The sequence below is a fragment of the Streptomyces sp. NPDC046909 genome (genome assembly GCF_040644695.1).
Taxonomy (GTDB): domain Bacteria; phylum Actinomycetota; class Actinomycetes; order Streptomycetales; family Streptomycetaceae; genus Streptomyces.
This window is the reverse complement of record NZ_JBEYXC010000006.1, coordinates 597,753-619,052: the sequence shown is the minus strand read 5'-3', so window position 1 is coordinate 619,052 and position 21,300 is coordinate 597,753. Positions and strand designations below refer to the sequence as shown.

The following is a 21,300-nucleotide window of genomic DNA, read 5'->3' as shown; positions in this document are numbered from 1 at the left end:
CAACAGGAGCAGCGCATGCGCGACGTCGCCCTCGCTCCCCCGCCGGTCTCGCCGCTGACCGGCGGACTCGCCGACAGCGTTTTCGAGGCGGCGGCCCGCAATCCCACCCTGCCCACGCTCGCGCGCCACCCGGAACCCTCCTCCGATGTGTGGGAGGAGGTGAGCGCGGTCGAGGTGCGGGACGAAGTGGTCGATCTCGCCAAGGGGTTGGTCGCCTCCGGCATCTCCCCCGGTCACCGCGTCGCGATCATGGCGCGGACGCGTTACGAGTGGACGGTGCTCAGCCACGCGCTGTGGGCCGTCGGCGCCGAGGTCGTGCCGATCTATCCGACGTCGTCGCGCGACCAGGTCGAGTGGATCCTCAGGGACGCGGGCTGTGTCGGGGTGGTCGTCGAGGACGAGCAGAGCGTCATGACGGTGGGCTCGGTGTGCGCGGCGCTGCCGTTGCTGCGCCATGTCTGGCAGTTGGACGACGGGTCCCTGGAACAGCTCGTGGAGCGGGGGCGGTTCATCCCGCTCACGACGGTCGAGTCGCTGCGCCGCATCGTGATGCCGGACTCCACCGCGGCCGTCGTCTACACCTCCGGCACGACCGGCCGCCCGCTGGGCTGCGCGCTGAGCCACCGCGGACTGGCGAGCGCCTGTGACGTCCTGCTGGCGGGCTGGGGCCACACCGTGGTGCCGCCCGGCGGGCAGGGCTCGGTCCTCGCCTTCCTGCCCTTCTCCCATGTGTACGGGCTCCTGGTGCAGAGCCTGTGCATCCGCGGCGGCCTGCTGATGGGCCACGAGCCCGATCTGAGCCCGGAGACGCTGTCGGCGTCTTTGCTGTCGTTCCGGCCCACGTACTTCTGCGGTGTGCCCTCGCTGTTCGAGAAGATCTACAAGAACTTCCTGCGGATGGCCCAGCAGTCGGGCCGCGGCGCCCTGTTCGAGCGGGCCGCGGAGACGGCACGGGACTTCGCGGCGGCCGTCGAGCGCCACCGGCTGGGGCATGGCGCGGGCCCCGCCCTGGATCTGCGGCTCCAGCACGCGCTGTACGAGCGGACGGTGTACCGCAGGCTGCGGGCCGCGCTGGGCGGCCGGGTGCTGCGCGCGGCCTCGGGCGGCTCGCCGCTGGGCCGCGACCTGTGCCTGTTCTACGAGGGCATCGGCCTCTATGTGAACGACGCCTACGGCCTGACGGAGACCAGCGGGGGCATCACGGCCCAGCCGCTGGGCCGGGAGAAGTCGGGCACCGTCGGCCAGGTCCTGCCAGGCACGGACATCCACGTGGCCGAGGACGGGGAGATCCTGGTGTACGGGCCCTCGGTGTTCCAGGGCTACGTCAACGACGAGGCCGCCACCCGGGCCGCGCTGGGCAGCGGCTGGCTGGCCACGGGAGACCTCGGGCAGGTGGATCCCGAGGGCTATCTGACGATCACCGGCCGCAAGAAGGACGTCATCATCACCAGCGGCGGCAAAAGCGTGGCCCCAGCCTTCCTGGAGCAGCGGCTGCGCATGCATCCGCTCATCCATCAGGCGGTCCTCGTGGGCGACGGCCGGCCCTGTGTGGGCGCCCTGATCACCCTGGACCCGGAGTTCCTCGCGCACTGGCGCGGGGGGCTCGCGCTGCCGGGGGACGCGCCGGCCCGGGAGGCCCGGGAGGCGAACGCGCTGCGGGAGGAGATCGGGCGCGCGGTGGCCGCGGCGAACAGCACCGTGTCCCGTTCGGAGTCCATCCGGGTCTTCCGGGTGCTGCCGCAGCCCTTCGACCGGATCAGCGCGCTGCTCACGCCGTCGATGAAGCTGCGCCGGGACGCGATCGTCGAGCACTACGCGTTCGAGATCGATGCGATGTACCAGGCGCGCTCGGGCGCGCCTCGACAGGCTGTGACGGAGGAGTTCAGCTGGGACGACTCGGACAACGTGTTCCGGTGACCCCGGAACCCGGTTGATCTCCTCGCCCCAGGGAACTCACAGAAGTGGCGGCGTCACCGGGCGCCGCAGGGAAGACAGGGCACGCGAACCTGGCAGGACCGAGCATTGGCCTCCGTGGAGATCCCGAGCCGCACCACGCGCTTCGCGGGCGAGCCGCAGAGCGTCTCGGCCGCGCGGATCGCCGCGGACGAGTTCCTGTACGACCTCGCCCGCACCTCGCCGCCCGCGACACCCGAGCACTGGGACGACATCCTGCTCGTGGTCACGGAGCTGGCCGCCAACGCGGTCCAGTACGCGCCGGGCGCCTTCGTCCTGTCCATGCGGCGCACCTTCGACGGCGTCCATGTGACGCTGCACGACAGCAATCCGGTCCCGCCCGCGCCGCGGCCCTTCCACCCGAGCACCGGGGGTGGCGGGGTCGGCTGGCATCTGATCCACGCCCTGTGCGACCAGGTGAGCGTGGTGACGGAGGAGCGCGGCAAGTATGTGCACGTGTTCCTGCCCTGGTGAAGTCACATGACATTCACGCCCATCCGGTGCGCGGGCGCACCGGGGCGGGCATGGTGGTGCACGACGCGTTCGTCTGCCGGCCGCGCCCGGCTGGCGGAACGGCTCGGGGCACGGTGGGATCGATGTTGGGAAGCACCGATCCGGGGGCAGGCGAACGGCGTCCGACTCGGACCGCCGGAGCCGCAGAAGGGAAGAAACACCGTGACACGACCCAGGATCCTGGTGGTCGGCGCAGGCTTCGCCGGCGTGGAGTGCGTCCGCCGTCTGGAGCGCAAGCTCGCTCCTGACGAGGCGGACGTCACGCTGGTGACGCCGTTCGCCTACCAGCTCTATCTTCCGCTGCTCCCCCAGGTCGCCTCCGGCGTGCTGACGCCCCAGTCGATCGCCGTCTCGCTGCGCCGCAGCAAGAAGTACCGCACCCGGATCATCCCGGGCGGCGCCATCGGCGTGGACCTGAAGTCGAAGGTCTGCGTCATCCGCACCATCACCGACGAGATCGTCGACGAGCCGTACGACTACATCGTGCTGGCCCCCGGCAGCGTCACCCGCACCTTCGACATCCCCGGTCTCACGGACCACGCGTTCGGCATGAAGACGCTCGCCGAGGCCGCCTACGTCCGCGACCACGTCATCGCCCAGCTGGACCTCGCCGACGCCAGCGACGACGAGGCGGAACGCGCGGCGCGGCTTCAGTTCGTGGTCGTCGGCGGCGGCTACGCGGGCACCGAGACCGCGGCCTGTCTGCAGAAGCTCACCCATGCCGCGGTCAAGCGCTACCCGCGCATCGATCCAGGGCTGATCAAGTGGCACCTGATCGACATCGCCCCGAAGCTGATGCCCGAGCTGGGCGACAAGCTGGGCAGCTCCGCGCAGCAGATCCTCTCCAAGCGCGGGATCGAGATCTCGCTGGGCACGTCCATCGCGAAGGCGGGCCCCGAGGAGGTCACCTTCACCGACGGCCGGGTGATCCCGACCCGCACCCTGATCTGGACCGCCGGCGTGGTCGCCAGCCCGCTCATCGCCACGCTGGGCGCGGAGACGGTCCGCGGGCGGCTCGCGGTCACCGCCGACATGAACCTGCCGGGCCACGACGGGGTGTTCGCGCTCGGCGACTCCGCCGCGGTGCCGGACAAGGCCAAGGACGACGAGAGCGCGGTCTGCCCGCCCACCGCGCAGCACGCGATGCGCCAGGGCAAGCACGTCGCCGACAACGTCATCGCCACCCTGCGCGGGCAGGCCACGACGCCGTACGTCCACAAGGACCTCGGTCTCGTCGTCGACCTCGGCGGCAAGGACGCCGTGTCGAAGCCGCTGGGCATCGAGTTGCGCGGCCTGCCCGCCCAGGTCGCGGCCCGCGGCTACCACTGGGCGGCGCTGCGCACCAACGTGGCCAAGGTGCGGGTCGCGACCAACTGGACGCTCAACGCGATCGCGGGCGACGACTTCGTGCGCACGGGGTTCCAGGCCCGCAAGGCCGCCAAGCTCAAGGACTTCGAGTACACGAACGCGTATCTGACACCGGAGCAGGTGCGGGCGCACGTCGACGGCACGGAGCGCCAGGAGTAGCCGCGCCGGGTGAGAGCGGTGGGCCGGCAGGGGCGGGCGCGGCTGCGGGATCTCGCGGCGGCGTCCGACCCCGGGCTGCTGCGGCTGGCCGCCGGGCTGCGCACGGTGGGGGCGATCGCCCTCACGCTGGCCGTGCTCGGGGCGCTCGGCGCCTCGGTACCGCATCTGGTGGCGGGGGCGATCGCGGCGATGGTCGCCACCTTCGCCATCCGGGAGAAGCAGCGCGGCCGGCAGGCCGTCACCCTCGCGCTCGGCCTGCCGGTCGCGCTGACCGCCGTGACACTCGGGGCGCTGCTGCGCTCCCAGGTGGTCGCCGGTGACCTGTTCTTCGTCGCGCTGATCTTCTGCGCCGTGTACGGGCGGCGGTATGGCGACCGGGGCACCGCGCTCGGGCTGATCGGCTTCCAGGTGTACTTCCTGTCCCTGTTCGTCGGCGCGACCGTGTCCACGCTGCCTCAGCTGTACGGGGCTCTCGGCGTCGCCTTCCTGAGCAGTGCCGTGGTCCGCTTCGCCCTCGTGCCGGAGACACCCGCGGGGACGCTGGAGCGGCTGCGGGAGGCCTTCCGGGCCCGGCTGGCCCAGCTGGTGGCGGCGCAGCGGGAACTGCTCGACGCGGCCGGACCCGAAGAGGTCGAGAAGGCCCTGGAGCATGTACGGGACGGGACGGCGCGGCTGCACGAGACGGCTCTGATGATCCAGGGCCGCCTTGAGGACGGCACCGCCGACGACTCCGTGGCGCGGCTGGTGCAGCGCCGGGTGGCGGACGCGGAGGTCGCCGCCGAGCGGCTGGGCCTGTCGCTGCTGACCGCGCGCAGCGCCGAGCGGGCGGACACCCTGACCCTGCATCTGCCGGGGGCGCCGGTGCCGCCCGGCGGGCCGCTGCCGGTGCGGGACGAGACGCTCGACCGGCTGCGGCGCGATCTGGAGGCGCTGCGGCTGCTCGTGCTGCGGCCGGCGCCGGGTACGGCCGTCTCGCAGGTGCGCAACCGGCTGCTGGGATACCGGGACGAGGAGAACCTGCCGTCCGCGCCCGCAGCCGTCCAGGACGTGTTCCGGGCCATCGGTGAGGCGGCCCGTGCGGTGCTGGGGCTGCGGGTCGCGCTCGACGGGCCGCAGGACGAGTCCGACGACACTCCGTCGACCGCCCGCTCCCGTGAGGAACTGGACGCCGAGGACGCTGCCATCGACGCCGCCGAGGAGGAGACGGAGGAGGCGCTCACCGGGTTGCGGCGGCCCACGACGCGGGCGGCGGTGCAGGTCGCGGTGGGGTCGTCACTGGCCATCGCGGGCGGGGAGCTGCTGTCGAGTCAGCGCTGGTACTGGGCGGTGCTGACCTGCTGGATCGTGTTCATCAACACCGCCTCCACGGGCGAGATCCTGGTCAAGGGCTACCGGCGGCTCGTGGGCACGGTCCTCGGGGTGGTGGCGGGCATCCTGCTCGCGGGCCTTGTGGGGCAGCACACCTGGACGGCGTTCGCGGTGGTGCTGGTGTGCGTGTTCGCGATGTTCTACACCGCGCCGCTGTCGTACACCCTGATGTCGTTCTTCGTCACCGCCGCGCTGGGCGTCCTCTACACCCTGCTGCACACCTACAGCCTCTCGGTGCTGGTGCTGCGGGTGGAGGAGACCGCGCTGGGGGCGGCCTGCGGGGTGCTGGCGGCGGCGCTCGTGCTGCCGGTGCGGACGGACCGGCGTACGAACGACCTCCTCGTGGAGGTGCTTGACCGGCTGGCGGATGTCACCGGGACGGCCGTGGACCAGCTCAGCGGCGGACCGCCGGCCGACCTCCTCGACCAGGCCCGTGACCTGGACCGGGCGCTGGCCGATCTGCGGGCCGCCACCCAGCCGCTCACCCACCCCGTCACTCCCCTGCGGGCCCGGCGGGACACCGCGCGGTACGTCGTCGCGCTGCTGGAGACCTGCGCCTACCACGCGCGTTCACTGGCCGCGACGGCCGAACTCCTGCCCACGCATCAGTCGATCGCCGCGGATCCCCGGCTGCGCCGGGCCGGGCGGCGCATCCTGCACAACGTGGCGGCGATCACCGCCCACGTGGCCGACGAGCGCTCCGCGACCGCCGTCGAGACCGGACCGAGCATCGCCGCACTCCTCGAACCGGGAGTGCCGGGTACGCCGCGCTTCGGCCGGGTCACCGACCGGGTACTGCGGCATCTGCAACGGCTGGACGAGGGGGTGACGGGGCTGGCGCGGCCGTTGAAGGTGCCGGTGGAGCGGCCGAAGAGCTGATCGCGGCCTGATGCTCACACCCTCTGCCAGCGCGCCATCGCGAACGAGAACACGCCGAACAGCACGAGCCCGGCGGCCACGCAGGCCAACAGCCAGGGGCCGAGCGGGGCGCCGGCGAAGGAGCGGAGGGTGTCGTCGAGGCCCTTGGCCTTGTCGGGCTCGTAGTCGACCGCGGCCCGTACGACGAAGGCGCCGGCGGCGGCGAACACCAGGCCCCGGGCCACGCCGCCGCCCACGCCGGTGATGTCGACGAACCGCCGCGCGCGCGGCGACATCTCACCGAGCTTCAGCTTGTCGTGGAAGGCCCGCGTGACGGCCCGGCCGCCGATCCACACACCCGCGACGACGATCCCCGCGCCGGCCAGCCCGACGATCCACTGCCCGGCGGGCAGGTCGAGCACCTTCGCCGTGACGTCCCGGGACTGCCGGTCGCTCGACCCGCCGCCTCCGCCACTGCCGCCTCCTCCGTCGCCGCCGCCCGAGCCCGCCGCGAACGACAGGACGGAGTAGGCGACGCATCCGTAGAAGACGAACCGGGCCACCGCCGCCAGCCGCTTCTTCGCGGAGCGGCCGTCCGGACCGACGGAGCCGAACAGCGCCTCCGACAACCGCCACAGGGCCATGCAGACCAGCCCGATGCCCAGGGCCCACAGCAGGACGGCGCCGAACGGCTTGTCCGACAGTTCCTCCAGGGCGCCGCCGCGGTCCGCCTGGCGTTCTCCGTCGCCGAAGGCGATCTGGAGGGCCAGCGCGCCGACCAGCAGGTAGATGACGCCGCGCGCGGCGAGTCCCGCGCGGGCCGCGCCCTCCGTCGCCGAGCCGGATGCCGCGCCCCGGGCCCCGATCCGTCCGGTCCGTGCCATCGCAGTGGGGTTCATCAGGACCTCCCGCTCTCCGAATGCCCTCGACTCCGCAGGTCACACTCAGTGCCCGGGCCACCGGCCGTCACCGCGTCCGCCGAGGGCGTGCAGGTACTCCAGGGCGTCCAGGACGACGGTGCGGTCGTGCCAGGCGAGCCAGCGGCCGGCCTCCGCGGCCATCACGTCCAGGGCCTTGAGCTGGACCGGGGCCAGTGGCTTCAGGGGACGGTCGAGGTGGGCCGAAACCATGCCGACGCACAGGCCGGACGCGGTGGTCAGCGGCACGCTGTGGCAGGCCCGGCTGCCCGCCGCGAGGATCGCCCGGCGGGCGTCCTCGTCGAACACCGGGTCCGTCTCCACGTCCCGCACGGTGACCTGGGCGACGTCGCGCGCGGCCTGGGCGCAGGCGGTGCCGTCCTCGCCGACGTGGGCGAAGAAGTCCACGAAGTCCGCGGTGAGCCCCGTGTGCTTCTCGATGCGCAGCCCGCCCTCGGCGCGGTCGGGCAGCTGGACGTTGCCCATGTCGGTGCCGACGACGGCGAGGGTCTGGCTCAGGACGGCCGCCAGGACGCCGCCACGGTTCCCGGGGCCGGTCCGTCGTGCCGCCGGGAAGCTCAGGGCGGGCTCCGCGAGCCGGGCGCGCCGGGGGAACCAGAGGGTGTCCCGGGCGGCGGGGCGCGGAGCGGTCACCACGACCTCGGCCAGCGTGCGCATCTTGATGTTGAACCGCTGGGAGGACAGCCGCATGAGCGTGAACGCGCTGTCCATGTCGGGCAGTTCGTACCGCTCGCGCAGCAGGCCCTGTGCCTGCGCGATCAGACCGTGGGCGCGGGCCCGGGCGCGCAGTTCGCGCACCTCGGCCCGCAGCCGTTCCGCCTCGTCGTGCCCCGCCGCGTCCGCGGACTCCGTCATGACGCTCCTTCCGTCAGCTCGCCAGGACGCACGTCTGCCCGGATACCGCGGGGACACTCACGCGTTCACCCGGTCACCGAGGACCTCGGCGCGCACCCGGGCGCAGCTGCGGCTGATGAGCCGGGAGACGTGCATCTGCGAGATGCCGAGCTGGTCGGCGATCCGGCTCTGGGTCATGTCCTCGAAGAAGCGCATGTAGAGGATGGCGCGCTCGCGTTCGGGCAGCCGGCGCAGTCCGGCCTTGGCGGACTCGCGGTCGATGACGGTGTCGTAGGAGGAGTCGGCGGCGCCGAGGGTGTCGGCGAGGCTGTATCCGTCGTCGCCGGCCGAGAGTTCGGCGTCCAGGGACAGCGCGCTGAAGCTCTCCAGCGCCTCCAGGCCGGTGGCGACCTCGTCCTCGGTCAGGCCCGTGTGGGCGGCGAGCTCGGTGAGGGTGGGTTCGGCGCTGCCCGGGGTCTGGGTGAGCTCGCGGCGGGCGACCCGCACCTTGTTGCGGAGTTCCTGCACACGGCGGGGCACCCGCAGGGCCCACATCCGGTCCCGGAAGTGCCGCTTGACCTCGCCGGTGATGGTCGGCACGGCGTAGCTCTCGAAGGCGCCGCGCTCCGGTTCGAAGCGGTCGACCGCCTTGACCAGACCCAGGGCCGCCACCTGGCGCAGGTCCTCCAGGGACTCGCCGCGGTCGCGGAAGCGGCCGGCGATGCGGTGGGCCATGGGCAGCCAGACGGTGACGAGTTCGTCGCGGACGGCCTCCCGCTCGGGGCCGTCCTCCAGGGCGGCCAGGCGGGCGAAGAGTTCGGCGGTGTCGGGGGCGTCGTCGTGGCGCCGCCTGCCGGCCGGGGCCGGGGCCGGGGTGTCAGACGTACGGGGACGGCTTGTCGACATGTCGATAGGCATGCGGAATCGCTCCTGAACGGTGGTTCCAGGGAATTGCCGCGGGAACGGGCGCTGTCCGGACACCCGGAATGGGGCCCTGCAGCAGCCGTACCGCTCCCGCCGGCGCGCCTCCGGTCCGAAGCACGAAAGTTCGCCTGCCCGGGCCCCGGGGGAACAAACTCCGCTTTCCCCGAAAGGCCGAACGGGCGTCAGGACAGGGGCACCACGGCGGTGATGCACTTGCCTCCGGCGGGCAGATCGGTGACGCGCACATCGCGGGCCAGCCGGCAGACGATGGGCCAGCCGAGGCCGCCGGCCCGCCGCCGTCCGTGGTGGTCGACGGGCTCGACGTACACGGGCAGTTCGTCGCTGCGGTCGCTGACCGAGACGCGGACGCCGGGCTCGACGACGTCGACGCGGAAGTCGGTCACGCCGCCGCCGTGCAGGATCGCGTTGGTGGTGAGTTCCGAGGCGACGAGCAGGGCGTCCGCGAGGGCTTCGCGGGCGCAGGTGGTGTGGGTGGCGCGGCAGCGTTCCGCCACGGCGTGCTCGACGGCACGGCGCGCCTCGGCGGGTTTGCACGGTGGCCGACGCCGTTCGGCGGATTCGGTCCGGTGCTTCTGACACATCCCTGGGCTCCCTGAGAGTGGGGGGCAAGCCGGGGTACTCGCGGACAACACGGCGATCCCGCCCGGCGGCAGCGGTCCGGTCACGCTGCGCGAGCACCAAAGGTCTCCTCTCTTCGGCTCACCGCTGTGGAGCCGGGCAAACCTCCAGGACGGGGTCGGAAGGAGGACACGGCGGGGGCCATCGAGGGACGTATTCGGGGTACTCGGGCGGCATGACGGATGTCGTGGACTCAGACGAGCTGATGCGCCGTATGCAGCGGGCCCGGGCCTGTGCCCTGGAGGAGGAGCGGGCGTGGCGCTCGCGCAGTGACGCCCTGCGGTCGGACGACCCGGAGGGTTCGCGTGAGGCGGCCGTGCGGACGCTGACCTACGAGGCGGTGCTCAGGGTGCTGGACGAGATCCTGACGCCGGGCAAGCAGCCGGGCCGGGCGGGTCGCGCCGATTGGCGGCCGCCGTCCCGGGAACCCGGTCCCGCATGACAGTCGATCACAGTCGGGCACCGGTCCTGGAGGCGCTGGACGCGTACCACCGCCAGGGGCAGCTGGCGTTCGCCCCGCCCGGGCACAAGCAGGCCCGGGGCGCCGACCCCGCGGTGCGGAAGGTGCTGGGCGACGCGGTGTTCCTCGGGGACGTCCTGGCGTCGGGCGGTCTCGACGACCGGCTGACCCGGGGCCGGGTGCTGGAGCGCGCCGAGGAGCTGATGGCCGACGCGGTGCACGCGGAGCACACGTTCTTCACCACGTGCGGCAGTTCGCTGTCCGTGAAGGCGGCGATGCTGGCCGTGGCGGGACCGCACGAGAAGCTGCTGATCGGGCGGGACGCGCACAAGTCGGTCGTGTCGGGGCTGATCCTGTCGGGCATCGAGCCGGTGTGGGTCGAGCCCCGCTGGGACGCCGAGCGGCATCTGGCGCATCCACCGTCCGCCGCGGAGTTCGATGCCGCGTTCGCCGGCCACCCCGACGCGAGGGGCGCGCTGGTCACCAGCCCGACCCCGTACGGCAGTTGCGCCGATCTGCGGGGGATCGCCGAGGTGTGCCACCGGCACGGGCGTCCGCTGATCGTGGACGAGGCGTGGGGTGCGCATCTGCCCTTCCATCCGGACCTGCCGTCGTGGGCGATGGACGCGGGCGCGGACATCTGCGTGACGAGCATCCACAAGATGGGCAGCGGTCTCGAACAGGGCTCGGTCTTCCATCTCCAGGGCGATCACGTACCGCCCGAACTCCTGCGGCTGCGCGCGGATCTGCTGGGCACCACCAGCCCGTCGGTGCTGATCTACGCCGGACTGGACGGCTGGCGGCGGCAGATGGCACTGCGCGGCAAGGAACTCATGGGCGCCGCGCTGGAACTGGCCGCCGAGGTCCGGGGCAAGGTCGAGGAGATCGCCGGATTGCGTGTCGAGGGCCGCGACGACTTCTGCGGTCCGGGCCTCGCGGACGACTTCGACCCGCTGCCCGGCGTCATCGATCTCACGGGCCTCGGGATCAGCGGGTTCCAGGCGGCGGACTGGCTGCGGGAGCACCGGAGGATCGACGCCCATCTCACCGACCACCGGCGGATCGGCATGCAGCTCACCCATGCCGACGACCACGAGACGGCCGCCGAGCTCCTCTCCGCGCTGCGGGAGCTGGCACGCGCCGCGCCCGGACTGCCCCCGGCTGCACGCGTGGAGGTGCCGGAGCCGTCCGAACTGCGGATGGCGCAGGCGGCGTTGCCCCGCGACGCGTTCTTCGGCCGCGCCGAGAACGTGCCGGTCCGGGAGGCCGCGGGGCGGGTCGCGGCGGAGATGGTCACGCCGTATCCGCCCGGGATCCCGGCCGTGCTCCCCGGTGAGCGGCTGACCGAACCCGTGTTGCGCTATCTCACGACCGGTCTGGCCGCGGGCATGAACCTGCCCGATCCGAGCGATCCCGAACTGGAGACGATCAGGGTGCTGCGGACGGACCCGGAGTGAAACCGGTCACGTGCCCGGCTTTCGTGTACGCAAAATCCTCCGAGATGGTTTACGGTTCATACATACGTGGTCATGGGGTCGACTCTCACAGTCCTCCGTGCGCCACCTCTTTACGGCCCTGGCTGGCCTCCCCCGTCCAGCCAGGGCTTTTTCATGCCCGCACGGCCCCAGTACCGGAAGTGCCGTCCGCCGAGGTGCCCCGGCCGTCCGCAGCGGCTGAAATGGGCGTAGGGAAAGCCCCGGAACCGAATCGCCGGCGAGGAGCCCCGCGTCATGACCAAAGCGACGAAACTGCTGACCGCCCTGCCCCCGCCCCAGCAGGAGCGCCTGATGGCACTCGCGCGGGAGATCTCCTTCCCCGAGGACACCCGGATCTTCGAGGCGGGAGACACGGCCGACCGTTTCTGGGTCATCCGCTCCGGCGCGGTCTCTCTCGACCAGCGGGTGACGTCCTTGCAGCGGGTGACCGTGGCCAGCCTCGGCTCCGGCGATCTGCTCGGCTGGTCCTGGCTCTTCCCGCCGCACCAGTGGGACTTCGGCGCGGTGGCCTTCAGCCCCGTACGCGCCTACGAGTTCGACGCGTCGGCGGTGCTCGCGCTGTGCGAGGAGGATCCCCAACTCGGCCTGATCCTGGTGCGCAGCGTCGCCGAGATCCTGGCGCACCGGCTGGAGACGACCCGGGGCAAGCTGCTGGAGCAGTACTCGATCAGCCGGCGGGCGCGGTAGGGCGTCAGACGCGGTAGCGGCGCAGGGCCGGCACCGCGGCGGCCAGGCCCAGCATCACCGCGACGACGAGCAGGCCGCCGCCCGCGACGGCCGCGCGGGGTCCGAAGGCCGAACCGGCGGTGCCGTGCAGGACGTCGGCGAGGCGTGGGCCGCCCGCGACGACGACCGTGAAGACGCCCTGCATGCGGCCGCGCATCTCGTCGGTCGCGGCGGACAGCAGGATCGCCCCGCGGAAGACCATGGAGACCATGTCCGCGACCCCGGCCAGGGCGAGGAAGGCGACCGCGAGCCACAGGCTGTCGCTCAGCCCGAAGCCGGTGATGGCCGCGCCCCAGGCCACGACCGCGCCGATGACCATCCAGCCGTGCCGGCGCGCCCGGGAGAACGTGCCGGAGAAGAGTCCGCCGAGCACGGCCCCGATGGGGATCGCGGCGAACAGCAGACCGAGGGCGAGGCCCTCGCCGTAGGGCGCGTAGGTCTCCGACGCCAGCTGCGGGAAGAGGGCACGCGGCATGCCGAGGACCATCGCGATGATGTCGGCGAGGAAGGACAGCAGCAGCACCTTGTGCAGGGCGATGTAGCGGAACCCGGCCGCGATCTCCCGGACTCCCGCGCGGCGCTTGGTCTGGGTCGCCAGCGGCGGCAGGGAGGGCAGCTTGTAGACCGCCCAGACCGTGACGCACAGCGCGACGGCGTCGATCAGATACAGCTCGGGCAGCCCGACGACCGGGATCAGGGCGCCCGCGAGCAGCGGGCCGACCACCTGGCCGGTCTGCATGACGGTCGAGCCGAGGGCGTTGGCGGCGGTCAGCTCCTCGGCGGGCACCAGCCGGGCGATGGAGGCGTTGCGGGCCGGGGCGTTCAGCCCCCAGAAGGCCTGCTGCATCGCGAGCAGGACCATGAGGACGGCCACGGACTCCAGGCCGGTGACGGCCTGGACCCAGAACAGCAGCGAGGTGACGGCTATGCCGCTGTTGGTGAGGAGGAGCAGCTTGCGGCGGTCCATGCTGTCGGCGATCGCGCCGCCCCACAGCGCGAACACCATGAGCGGCAGCAGCCCGGCGAGACTCGCGTAGCCGACCCACGCGGAGGAGCCCGTGATGTCGTAGATCTGCTTGGGCACGGCGACGGCGGTGAGCTGGCTGCCGACGGCCGTGACGATGGTCGAGCTCCACAGCCTGCGGTACGCCGGGTGCCGCAGCGGGCGGGTGTCCATCGCGAACCGGCGCCAGCCGCGCCGGGCCGGCTTCTCTTCCCGGGGCGTCGTCTCTTCCTCGGTGCTGCTCTCGCTCGTGTCCACGGAGTTCCTGGTTGCTCGCTACATCTTTCTGGGCCGGGGTTCACTATGGCAGCTCCGTCTGAGCATGCGGGACACGCAATCTCAGCTTTCGGACGAGGAGTTGGTCACTGCGAGCCGCAGGCTCAGGCTCCGGCGATCAGCATGCCGCCCATCGCGATCATCGTCACCGCGACCAGTCCGTCGAGGACGCGCCAGGCGGCGGGCCTGGCCAGGAAGCGGCCGAGCAGCCGGGAGCCGAAGCCCAGGGCCGCGAACCAGCACAGGCTGGCGAGCGCGGCGCCGAGCCCGAAGGTCCAGCGCAGATCGCCGCGGTCTGCGGCGACCGAGCCGAGCAGGAAGACCGTGTCGAGGTAGACGTGCGGGTTGAGCCAGGTCAGCGCGAGACAGGTGAGCACGGCCCGTCTGCGCGATCCCGCCGCCTCGCCCTCCGTCCGCAGCGCCGCACCGGCGGGCCGGATGACCCGGCGGGCGGCGAGGGCGCCGTAGCAGAGCAGGAAGAGGCCGCCGATCCAGCCGACCGCGGTCAGCGCGTCCGGCCACGCCACCACCAGGGCGCCCAGCCCGCCGACGCCGAGCGCGATGAGAGCGGCGTCCGAGAGGGCGCAGATGCCGACGACGGCCAGCACGGAGTCGCGGCGGATCCCCTGGCGCAGCACGAAGGCGTTCTGGGCGCCGATGGCGACGATGAGCGAGAGGCCGGTGCCGAATCCGGCGGCAGCGGCGGCGAGCGAGGTGGTCATGGCATCGACGCTAGGCAACCGCCCGTCTGGAGTACAGCTAAAGATTCTTACGTATCATTAGCGCTCGTGATGTCAGAGCTTCCCCTCGACCAGGTACGGACCCTGCTGGCGGTGGTCGACGAGGGCACCTTCGACGCGGCGGCCGCGGCCCTGCATCTGACGCCGTCGGCGGTCAGCCAGCGGGTCAAGGCCCTGGAACAGCGCACCGGCCGGGTGCTGCTGGTGCGCGCGAAACCGGTGCGGCCGACCGAGTCGGGCGAGGTGATCGTGCGGTTCGCCCGCCAGCTGGCCCGCCTGGAGCGGGACGCCCGCGCCGAGCTCGGCATGAGCACGGCCGGCGAGTCGACGCGGGTGTCGATCGCGGTCAACGCCGACTCCCTCGCGACCTGGTTCCTGCCCGCGCTCACCCGCGTCCCGCCCGCCCTCCGGCTCACCTTCGAGCTGCACCGGGAGGACGAGGAGCATACGGCGACCCTGCTGCGGGAGGGCCTGGTGATGGCGGCGGTCACCTCGTCGCCGGACGCCGTCTCGGGGTGCTCGGTGCGCCCGCTGGGGCGGATGCGGTACTTCGCCGTGGCGAGCCCGGAGTTCGTGGAGCGGTATCTCGACGGTCCGCTGCGGGACGTGCTGTCCGAGGCGCCCTCGGTGGCCTTCGACCGCCGTGACTCCTACCAGGACCGGTTCGTACGGAGCCTGCGGCGCGGCCGGGGCGACGCGAGCCCGGCCCGCCATTACGTCCCCACCTCGGAGGGGTTCGTGGCGGCCGTGACCCTGGGCCTCGGCTGGGGCATGGTGCCCGAGGTGCAGGCGGGACCGCTCCTTGAGGCGGGCCGCCTGGTCCATCTCGCGCCCGACCGTCCGATGGACGCGCCCCTGTACTGGCAGCAGTGGAAGCTGGACTCGCCCGCCCTGGCCGCGGTGGCCGAGGCGGTCGCCGCCGCGGCGACGGAGACCCTCACCGCCTAGAGGTCAACCTCGTACCTCCGAGGTGCCGCCGGGCGGGTTCCCGGGGGCACGGTGGTGATCCCAACGGGAGGAGAACCACCATGCTCACCAGGACCAAGGCAGGGCTCGCCGCCCTCCTCGCCGTCCCCGCCCTCACCCTCACCTTCGCCGGTGAGGCCCAGGCGGACGGCTACTGCACGCCCGGCCGGGTCTGCATGTGGGAGGACGGCAACTACGAGGGCAGCCGGTACGTCGACGTCGTCGCGGGCGGACCGTACGACATCGACGGCTGGAACGGCGACAACGAGATCAGCAGCATCGACAACGCCTCCGACGACTACATCGTCATGTACGACAACGACGACCTCACCGGCTTCCTCGGCTGTGTCCAGCCGCACCAGCGGATCCCGGAGCTGTGGCGCAACGACGAGATGGAGAGCTTCATCGCGCGCTCGTTCTGCTGAGCAGCGCCTCCGCGCTGTCGAGGAGCATCTCCAGAGCCGTCGGATAGGCGCTCTCGACCATGCGGGTCGCCAGGAGCGGTGCCGCCTCCGCGATACGGGGATGCGTGGCGCGGGGCAGCCGCGCGTACGTCGAGCGCCACATGCCCTCGTCGGCGTGGAGCGCGGCGCTCGGCAGGGCCAGGGACGCGGCGTCGAGGGCGGCGAAGGCGAGGGTCTGGTCGATGAAGGCGTGGTAGACGCGCACCGTCTCCGGCAGCGGGAACCCGGCGGTGCGCAAAACGTCCAGCACCGCCTCGTCGGCGGCGAGTTCGTTGGGCCGCCCGGTGACCCGGTTGGTGGTCAGCAGGGCGGCCTGCGGGTGGCCGACATACGCGGCGTGGAGGCGCAGCCCGACCGCGCGCAGGTCGGAGCGCCACTCCCCCGTCGGCTCCCAGCCGCGCAGCGCCTGCCCGATCAGGGCGTCTCCGATCGCCAGGGTCAGGTCGTCCATGCCGCGGAAGTAGCGGTAGAGGGTGCTGGGGTCGGCGTCCAGGGCCAGGCCGAGGCGGCGGGCGGTGAGACCGGTGCTGCCGTGTTCGCGCAGCATGCGCAGCGCGGTCTCGACGATCAGCTCCTCGGACAGCACGGTGCCGCTCTTGGTGGGGCGGCGCCGACGCCGCTTCTCCTCGGGTACGACCGCTTTCGGCATGCCGCTCGCCTCCTCACCGTCCTTATGCCAACGCCATTGACCTTACGTGAGGCGCGGGCGTTGTATCTCCGTCAGGGGCCCCACCGATGTCTTCGACCTTCGAACCGACGGAGTGCTTGTCATGCGTGTACTGCTCGTGGGAGCCGGCGGAGTGGGCACCGCCATCACCCGGATCGCGGCCCGGCGGCCGTTCTTCGAGGCGATGGTGGTCGCCGACTACGACCTGGCGAGGGCCGAGTCCGCCGTCGCGGCGCTCGGCGAGGAAGGCGCCCGCTTCCGGGCGGAGCGGGTCGACGCGAGCGACGAGTCGGCGGTGATCGCGCTGCTGGAGCGGCACGCCTGCGACGTCCTCCTCAACGCGACCGACCCCCGGTTCGTGATGCCGCTGTTCCAGGCCGCCCACACGGCCGGGGCCACGTACGTCGACATGGCGATGTCCCTGTCCCGGCCGCACCCCGAGCGCCCGTACGAGGAGTGCGGGGTCAAGCTCGGCGACGCCCAGTTCGAGGACGCCGTCGACTGGGAGAAGACGGGCGGGCTGGCGCTCGTCGGCATGGGAGTCGAGCCGGGGCTGTCGGATGTGTTCGCCCGGTACGCGGCCGATGAACTCTTCGACGAGATCGAGGAGATCGGCGTCCGCGACGGCGCGAACCTCACCGTCGACGGCTACGACTTCGCGCCTTCCTTCAGCATCTGGACCACGATCGAGGAGTGCCTCAACCCGCCCGTGGTCTACGAGGCGGACCGCGGCTGGTTCACCACCGAGCCGTTCAGCGAGCCCGAGGTGTTCGACTTCCCCGAGGGCATCGGGCCGGTGGAGTGCGTGAACGTCGAGCACGAGGAGGTGCTGCTCGTCCCGCGCTGGGTGGACGCGAAGCGGGTCACCTTCAAGTACGGCCTGGGCGAGGAGTTCATCCAGACGCTGAAGACCCTGCACCTGCTGGGCCTGGACCGCACCGAGCCGGTCACCGTGCCGAGTGCGGACGGCCCGGTCCGGGTCTCGCCCCGGGACGTGGTCGCCGCCTCCCTCCCCGACCCGGCGACGCTGGGCGAGCGCATGCACGGCAAGACCTGCGCCGGGACCTGGGTGAAGGGCGTCAAGGACGGGGCGCCGCGCGAGGTGTACCTGTACCACGTGGTCGACAACCAGTGGTCGATGGCGGAGTACGGCTGCCAGGCGGTGGTGTGGCAGACGGCGATCAACCCGGTCGTCGCCCTCGAACTCCTCGCCACGGGCGCCTGGTCGGGCTCGGGGGTCCTCGGCCCGGAGGCCTTCCCGGCCACGCCGTTCCTGGATCTGCTGTCCGCGTACGGCTCCCCGTGGGGGCTGCGCGAGCAGTGAGACCCGGATCTCCCGGAAGTCCGTAGTTTCACTTACGCATCGACAGGTGACCCGAAAGCGAGTAAGCCATCCGCGAGGGCACGGACGACTTCGAGCGCAGGTGACACCAATGGACAACTGGCGAGACCATGCCGCATGCCGCCACGAGGACCCCGACCTCTTCTTCCCGATCGGCAACACCGGCCCGGCCCTGGTGCAGACACAGCAGGCGAAGGCCGTCTGCGGGCGCTGTCCCGTGCGGGAGCGATGCCTGGAGTGGGCCATGGACACCGGGCAGGCGATCGGAGTCTGGGGCGGCACCAGCGAGACCGAGCGGCGCTCACTCCAGCGGCGCCGGGCCAGGGCCGCCCGCACCTCCGGCTAGCCCGGGCACCCGCAGGGTGAAGACACTGCCCTCGCCGGGTGCGCTCGCCGCCTGGACCGTGCCGCCGTGCGCGGCGACCAGGTGGCGCACGATCGGCAGACCGAGCCCGCTGCCGCCGGTGCGGCGGCTGCGGGACTTCTCGGCCCGCCAGAACCGGTCGAAGACATGCGGCAGATCCTCGGGCGCGATCCCGCTGCCGGTGTCGGCGACTTCGAGGACCACGTCGTCGCCCTCGTACCGTGCCGCGAGGGCGACGGTCCCGCCCGCGGGCGTGTGCCGCAGCGCGTTGGAGACGAGGTTGCCCAGCGCCTGCCGCATCCGCACCGGGTCGGCGTCGAGCCACGGCTCACCGGCCACCTCGGTGCGCAGCGCGACGCCCGCCGAGTCGGCCGCCACCCGGTGGGCCGCGGCGACCTGACCGAGCAACTCGTCCGCACGGACGGGCTCGCGGTGCACCCGCAGGGTGCCGGCGTCGGCGGCGGCGAGGTCCTGGAGGTCGTCGATGACCCGCTGGAGGACGAGGGCCTCCTCGTGCAGGGAGGTGAGCAACTCCCGGTCGGGCGGCACCACCCCGTCCTTGGTGACCTCCAGCCAGCCGCGGATGTTGGTGAGCGGGCTGCGCAGTTCATGGGCGATGTCGCTGACCATGGCCTTGCGCTGGGCCTCCAGGCGTTCACGGCGCTCGGTCAGCGCGTTGAAGGCGGCGGCGAGGATGCCGGTCTCGTCCCGGGTGGTCACCGGCACCCGCACATGCAGCTCCGGCGGCTGCTGGGCCGCCGCGGTCAGCGCCCGCAGCGGCCGCACGAGCCGGGTGGCGACGACGGTGGTCACGGCGACGGTGACGACGAGCACGAGCCCCGCCACCCCGAAGATCTTCGTCTTGTTGTCCGAGGACATGTCGAACCGCACGGCGGTGCGGTCCCCGCCGCCCAGGAACAGTTCGGCGGCCGGCGCGACATAGGGGTCGAGCTGGGCGCGGCGCGCACTGTCGACGCAGTTCTCCACGGTCCGTGCGTTCTCCGAACCCGGCGGTACGTCGACCCCTTTGAGGTGGTAGCGGGCGCCCACACCCCCTTCGGTGAAGTCGAACGAGACGAGCAGTGAATCGGCGAACCTGAAGTCCTGCCGGGCGAGGCAGTCACGGGCGCGTTCCGTCAGGTCCGCGAAGGCCTTCTCCTCGCTGGGAGTCGGGGTGTTGAGCCTTCCGTCGCCGCAGTCGTACGGCGTCGGATCGTCACTGCTGAGGACCGGACGGCCGCTCGGCGTCTCGACGACGCTGCTCTCCACACCGAACCGGGAGAAGCACTTCTGCCGCTGCAAGGCCACCTTCTCCAGCTTGGCGCTCTCCACGGCCGTCAGCCGGTACGGCCCCACCACGCGCGGATCGACGCCGCTGCGCTGCGCCCCGCGCTCGGTGTAGGTGTCGGTGCGCAGGGGGTCGACGGTGGCGGCGGCGCGCGGCGGCAGGGAGGTGCCGGGCGCCGCAGAGTCGGCGATGAGGGTGCGGTCGGTGGTGGTCAGGGCGATCCGGCGGCCGGTCTTCTCGGACAGGGACCGTACGAGCTCCCCGACGCCCTTCCACTCGGGGTGGGTCGCCGCGTATCCGCTGAGCCGGGCGAGGACGTCCATGTCCTCGGCCAGCACCTGCCCCTGCTCCTGCTCCAGCGCGCGGGTGGTGGTCTCCACCGCCAGCCAGGCGGTCGCGGCCACCGAGCACACGGCGATGAGCACGGTGGCGACGAGCAGCCGGACCAGCAGACGCTTGCGCAGGGGTATGCGGGGTGTACGGGGTATGCCGGACCGGCTCATCCGCGGCCGCCGCTGAGCTTGTAGCCGACCCCGAACACGGTCAGCAGCCGCACCGGCTTGCGCGGATCGGCCTCGATCTTCCGGCGCAGGTTCATGATGTGGACGTCGACGGCCCGTTCGGTCGACGCCCGGTCGATACCGCGGGTGCACTCCAGCAACTGCCGCCGGGAGAAGACCCGTTCGGGCTCCGCGGTCATGGCGAGCAGGATGGCGAACTCGGCGGGCGTGCACTCCACCGGCTCCCCCTCGCACCGCACTTCATGCCGTACGGGATCGACGCACAGCCCCGCCGCCCGCACCGGGCCGTGGCCGCTGCGCCGCAGAACCGTGCGGATGCGCGCCATCAGCTCACGCGGGCTGTAGGGCTTGGTCATGTAGTCGTCGGCGCCCACCTCCAGGCCCAGCAGCACGTCGTCCTCGGTGGAGCGGGCGGTGAGCATGAGCACCGGGATGTCGTCGGCCCGCCGCAGCGCCCGGCACACGCCGAGGCCGTCGACCACGGGCAGCATCAGGTCCAGCACGACCAGATCGGGTCTCAGCCGGCGTACCGCGTCGAGGGCGGCCGCGCCGTCGTGGACCACGGTCGCGATGTGACCCTCCGCCAGCAGGGAGCGGCGGATGAGTTCGGCCTGCATCTCGTCGTCCTCGGCGACCAGTACATGTGCGCACACCTGGCGGATCCTAAGGCGATCAGCGGGCGAGCGAGTCGGCGTCCCCCATGACGACGACCGGATGGCGGGCCGGGTCCAGCGCCAGCAGCAGCTCCTTCATGTGCTCCTCGGCGATGCTGACGCAGCCGTGGGTGGGCCCGCCGTGGTCGACGTGCAGCCATATCCCGCCGCCGCGGCCGGCCCCGAGAGGGCGGGTCCAGTCGAGGGGGGAAGTGCCGGGCGTGCGGTTGTAGTTGATCGCGATGACGTAGTCGAAGGAGCCCGCCAGGGGCTCGCCCTCGAAGCCGGCGCCGCCCACCGCGAAGCCGCTGCCCTGGTCGTACGGCAGCCGGGTGCCGGGGTCGCGGAGCAGGCCGCCGGCGTCGGTCAGGCCGAACACCCCGATCGGCGAGTGCAGATCACCGGCGCGGTGGTCGTCGGTCCAGCCGCGCAGCGCGTTGTGCGCGGGCCAGCGCCCGCCGGCCTCCCACCCCGCGTCGGTGCGCTCGTACAGGACGACGGTGGACCGCGAGGAGCTCTTGCCGCGTCCCGTGACGACGACGGCCTGACGGGCGTCCTCGGGCACCCGCGCCCACGTCTTCGGTCCCAGGCCGGGCAGTTGCTGCGGAGCCACGTCCAGGGAGATGGTCGGCGCGGGCTGGACCGTGGTGGTGGCCGGCGGCCGCGCAGGGAGCGCCGCCGCCCCTCCCCCGCACCCGGTGAGTACGAGGGAGGCGGCGAGCAGTGCGACGTGGGAGGTGCGTGTGATCATGCCTCGACGTTCGCCGACACTTGTTTGGA

Annotated in this window: 21 protein-coding genes; 11 read left to right on the top strand and 10 right to left on the bottom strand. The window is 72.4% G+C overall.

Features of this window, described 5'->3' with window-relative positions; translation table 11 throughout:
- The first annotated feature begins 15 nt into the window (after positions 1 to 15).
- The 4 genes from ABZ928_RS23575 (at position 16) to ABZ928_RS23560 (ending at position 6,240) form a co-directional block, all read left to right on the top strand.
- Positions 16 to 1,917: an AMP-dependent synthetase/ligase gene (locus tag ABZ928_RS23575; RefSeq protein WP_361522211.1), complete on the top strand. Its 1,902-nt coding sequence runs from the start codon at positions 16 to 18 to the stop codon at positions 1,915 to 1,917.
- 105 nt (positions 1,918 to 2,022) lie between these two features.
- Positions 2,023 to 2,427 carry an ATP-binding protein gene (locus ABZ928_RS23570; RefSeq protein ID WP_361522207.1) on the top strand — a complete coding sequence of 135 codons (405 nt, stop codon included), beginning with the start codon at positions 2,023 to 2,025 and terminating at the stop codon, positions 2,425 to 2,427.
- 201 nt (positions 2,428 to 2,628) lie between these two features.
- Positions 2,629 to 3,993, top strand: a complete 1,365-nt coding sequence (locus ABZ928_RS23565) for an NAD(P)/FAD-dependent oxidoreductase (RefSeq protein WP_361522204.1) — start codon at positions 2,629 to 2,631, stop codon at positions 3,991 to 3,993.
- 9 nt (positions 3,994 to 4,002) lie between these two features.
- Positions 4,003 to 6,240: an FUSC family protein gene (locus tag ABZ928_RS23560; protein WP_361522202.1), complete on the top strand. Its 2,238-nt coding sequence runs from the start codon at positions 4,003 to 4,005 to the stop codon at positions 6,238 to 6,240.
- Between the two features lie 14 nt (positions 6,241 to 6,254).
- Here ABZ928_RS23560 and ABZ928_RS23555 read toward each other — a convergent pair whose 3' ends face one another.
- The 4 genes from ABZ928_RS23555 to ABZ928_RS23540 form a co-directional block, all read right to left on the bottom strand.
- Positions 6,255 to 7,118 (bottom strand): DUF1206 domain-containing protein, encoded by an 864-nt coding sequence (locus ABZ928_RS23555; RefSeq protein ID WP_361522200.1) that lies wholly within the window; start codon positions 7,116 to 7,118, stop codon positions 6,255 to 6,257.
- A 45-nt stretch (positions 7,119 to 7,163) separates the two neighbouring features.
- Positions 7,164 to 8,012 carry an ANTAR domain-containing protein gene (locus ABZ928_RS23550; protein ID WP_361522198.1) on the bottom strand — a complete coding sequence of 283 codons (849 nt, stop codon included), beginning with the start codon at positions 8,010 to 8,012 and terminating at the stop codon, positions 7,164 to 7,166.
- 57 nt (positions 8,013 to 8,069) lie between these two features.
- Positions 8,070 to 8,909: a SigB/SigF/SigG family RNA polymerase sigma factor gene (locus ABZ928_RS23545; RefSeq protein WP_361522195.1), complete on the bottom strand. Its 840-nt coding sequence runs from the start codon at positions 8,907 to 8,909 to the stop codon at positions 8,070 to 8,072.
- 188 nt (positions 8,910 to 9,097) lie between these two features.
- Entirely contained in the window at positions 9,098 to 9,517 is a 420-nt protein-coding gene (locus ABZ928_RS23540) for an ATP-binding protein (RefSeq protein ID WP_361522192.1), read from the bottom strand.
- A gap of 212 nt (positions 9,518 to 9,729) precedes the next feature.
- On the opposite strand from ABZ928_RS23540, the gene ABZ928_RS23535 reads away from it, so the two are divergent.
- The 3 genes from ABZ928_RS23535 to ABZ928_RS23525 all read left to right on the top strand — a co-directional run bounded on the left by ABZ928_RS23535 (position 9,730) and on the right by ABZ928_RS23525 (position 12,197).
- Complete coding sequence (locus ABZ928_RS23535; RefSeq protein ID WP_361522189.1) at positions 9,730 to 9,996, top strand: hypothetical protein; 267 nt, start codon at positions 9,730 to 9,732, stop codon at positions 9,994 to 9,996.
- On the top strand, positions 9,993 to 11,471 hold the full coding sequence (locus tag ABZ928_RS23530; RefSeq protein ID WP_361522186.1) for an aminotransferase class I/II-fold pyridoxal phosphate-dependent enzyme: 1,479 nt from the start codon (positions 9,993 to 9,995) through the stop codon (positions 11,469 to 11,471). Before ABZ928_RS23535 ends, ABZ928_RS23530 begins: the two co-directional genes overlap by 4 nt.
- Positions 11,472 to 11,744: 273 nt before the next feature.
- The gene (locus ABZ928_RS23525; RefSeq protein WP_361522183.1) at positions 11,745 to 12,197 is read left to right on the top strand and encodes a cyclic nucleotide-binding domain-containing protein; all 453 of its coding nucleotides are present in this window, start codon (positions 11,745 to 11,747) and stop codon (positions 12,195 to 12,197) included.
- A 4-nt stretch (positions 12,198 to 12,201) separates the two neighbouring features.
- Here the strand turns inward: ABZ928_RS23525 and ABZ928_RS23520 are convergent, their stop codons facing one another.
- A complete protein-coding gene (locus ABZ928_RS23520) occupies positions 12,202 to 13,497 on the bottom strand; it encodes an MFS transporter (RefSeq protein ID WP_361522180.1) in 1,296 nt (431 codons plus the stop codon).
- A gap of 122 nt (positions 13,498 to 13,619) precedes the next feature.
- Positions 13,620 to 14,237 (bottom strand): LysE/ArgO family amino acid transporter, encoded by a 618-nt coding sequence (locus ABZ928_RS23515; RefSeq protein WP_361522177.1) that lies wholly within the window; start codon positions 14,235 to 14,237, stop codon positions 13,620 to 13,622.
- A gap of 69 nt (positions 14,238 to 14,306) precedes the next feature.
- Here ABZ928_RS23515 and ABZ928_RS23510 point away from each other — a divergent pair, with 69 nt between their 5' ends.
- The gene (locus tag ABZ928_RS23510; RefSeq protein WP_361522272.1) at positions 14,307 to 15,203 is read left to right on the top strand and encodes a LysR family transcriptional regulator ArgP; all 897 of its coding nucleotides are present in this window, start codon (positions 14,307 to 14,309) and stop codon (positions 15,201 to 15,203) included.
- Between the two features lie 80 nt (positions 15,204 to 15,283).
- Complete coding sequence (locus tag ABZ928_RS23505) at positions 15,284 to 15,646, top strand: peptidase inhibitor family I36 protein (RefSeq protein WP_361522175.1); 363 nt, start codon at positions 15,284 to 15,286, stop codon at positions 15,644 to 15,646.
- On the opposite strand, the gene ABZ928_RS23500 is transcribed toward ABZ928_RS23505, so the two are convergent.
- The gene (locus ABZ928_RS23500; RefSeq protein WP_361522172.1) at positions 15,624 to 16,334 is read right to left on the bottom strand and encodes a TetR/AcrR family transcriptional regulator; all 711 of its coding nucleotides are present in this window, start codon (positions 16,332 to 16,334) and stop codon (positions 15,624 to 15,626) included. The genes ABZ928_RS23505 and ABZ928_RS23500 overlap by 23 nt on opposite strands.
- A gap of 121 nt (positions 16,335 to 16,455) precedes the next feature.
- Between ABZ928_RS23500 and ABZ928_RS23495 the strand changes: the two genes are divergently transcribed.
- Together ABZ928_RS23495 and ABZ928_RS23490 are read left to right on the top strand one after the other, a co-directional pair.
- The gene (locus ABZ928_RS23495) at positions 16,456 to 17,676 is read left to right on the top strand and encodes a saccharopine dehydrogenase C-terminal domain-containing protein (RefSeq protein ID WP_361522170.1); all 1,221 of its coding nucleotides are present in this window, start codon (positions 16,456 to 16,458) and stop codon (positions 17,674 to 17,676) included.
- Between the two features lie 109 nt (positions 17,677 to 17,785).
- On the top strand, positions 17,786 to 18,040 hold the full coding sequence (locus ABZ928_RS23490; RefSeq protein WP_361522168.1) for a WhiB family transcriptional regulator: 255 nt from the start codon (positions 17,786 to 17,788) through the stop codon (positions 18,038 to 18,040).
- Here ABZ928_RS23490 and ABZ928_RS23485 read toward each other — a convergent pair.
- Genes ABZ928_RS23485 through ABZ928_RS23475 form a run of 3 tightly spaced genes read right to left on the bottom strand, consistent with a single transcriptional unit; the run spans position 17,996 to position 21,271 of the window.
- Positions 17,996 to 19,849, bottom strand: coding sequence for a HAMP domain-containing sensor histidine kinase (locus ABZ928_RS23485; RefSeq protein ID WP_361522166.1), 1,854 nt, complete (start codon positions 19,847 to 19,849; stop codon positions 17,996 to 17,998). The genes ABZ928_RS23490 and ABZ928_RS23485 overlap by 45 nt on opposite strands.
- On the bottom strand, positions 19,846 to 20,520 hold the full coding sequence (locus tag ABZ928_RS23480; protein ID WP_361522163.1) for a response regulator transcription factor: 675 nt from the start codon (positions 20,518 to 20,520) through the stop codon (positions 19,846 to 19,848). The genes ABZ928_RS23485 and ABZ928_RS23480 overlap by 4 nt, the downstream gene beginning before the upstream one ends.
- A gap of 19 nt (positions 20,521 to 20,539) precedes the next feature.
- A complete protein-coding gene (locus tag ABZ928_RS23475; protein ID WP_361522160.1) occupies positions 20,540 to 21,271 on the bottom strand; it encodes a L,D-transpeptidase family protein in 732 nt (243 codons plus the stop codon).
- Positions 21,272 to 21,300 lie beyond the last annotated feature (29 nt).

Excerpts from the sequence above, each read along its gene's own strand:
- ABZ928_RS23475 (WP_361522160.1), bottom strand. The coding sequence starts at position 21,271 with ATGATCACACGCACCTCCCACGTCGCACTGCTCGCCGCCTCCCTCGTA.
- ABZ928_RS23575 (WP_361522211.1), top strand. The coding sequence starts at position 16 with ATGCGCGACGTCGCCCTCGCTCCCCCGCCGGTCTCGCCGCTGACCGGC.
- ABZ928_RS23500 (WP_361522172.1), bottom strand. The coding sequence starts at position 16,334 with ATGCCGAAAGCGGTCGTACCCGAGGAGAAGCGGCGTCGGCGCCGCCCC.
- ABZ928_RS23545 (WP_361522195.1), bottom strand. The coding sequence starts at position 8,909 with ATGCCTATCGACATGTCGACAAGCCGTCCCCGTACGTCTGACACCCCG.
- ABZ928_RS23550 (WP_361522198.1), bottom strand. The coding sequence starts at position 8,012 with ATGACGGAGTCCGCGGACGCGGCGGGGCACGACGAGGCGGAACGGCTG.
- ABZ928_RS23505 (WP_361522175.1), top strand. The coding sequence starts at position 15,284 with ATGCTCACCAGGACCAAGGCAGGGCTCGCCGCCCTCCTCGCCGTCCCC.
- ABZ928_RS23535 (WP_361522189.1), top strand. The coding sequence starts at position 9,730 with ATGACGGATGTCGTGGACTCAGACGAGCTGATGCGCCGTATGCAGCGG.
- ABZ928_RS23490 (WP_361522168.1), top strand. The coding sequence starts at position 17,786 with ATGGACAACTGGCGAGACCATGCCGCATGCCGCCACGAGGACCCCGAC.
- ABZ928_RS23540 (WP_361522192.1), bottom strand. The coding sequence starts at position 9,517 with ATGTGTCAGAAGCACCGGACCGAATCCGCCGAACGGCGTCGGCCACCG.
- ABZ928_RS23525 (WP_361522183.1), top strand. The coding sequence starts at position 11,745 with ATGACCAAAGCGACGAAACTGCTGACCGCCCTGCCCCCGCCCCAGCAG.
- ABZ928_RS23530 (WP_361522186.1), top strand. The coding sequence starts at position 9,993 with ATGACAGTCGATCACAGTCGGGCACCGGTCCTGGAGGCGCTGGACGCG.
- ABZ928_RS23555 (WP_361522200.1), bottom strand. The coding sequence starts at position 7,118 with ATGAACCCCACTGCGATGGCACGGACCGGACGGATCGGGGCCCGGGGC.
- ABZ928_RS23515 (WP_361522177.1), bottom strand. The coding sequence starts at position 14,237 with ATGACCACCTCGCTCGCCGCCGCTGCCGCCGGATTCGGCACCGGCCTC.
- ABZ928_RS23495 (WP_361522170.1), top strand. The coding sequence starts at position 16,456 with ATGCGTGTACTGCTCGTGGGAGCCGGCGGAGTGGGCACCGCCATCACC.
- ABZ928_RS23510 (WP_361522272.1), top strand. The coding sequence starts at position 14,307 with ATGTCAGAGCTTCCCCTCGACCAGGTACGGACCCTGCTGGCGGTGGTC.
- ABZ928_RS23485 (WP_361522166.1), bottom strand. The coding sequence starts at position 19,849 with ATGAGCCGGTCCGGCATACCCCGTACACCCCGCATACCCCTGCGCAAG.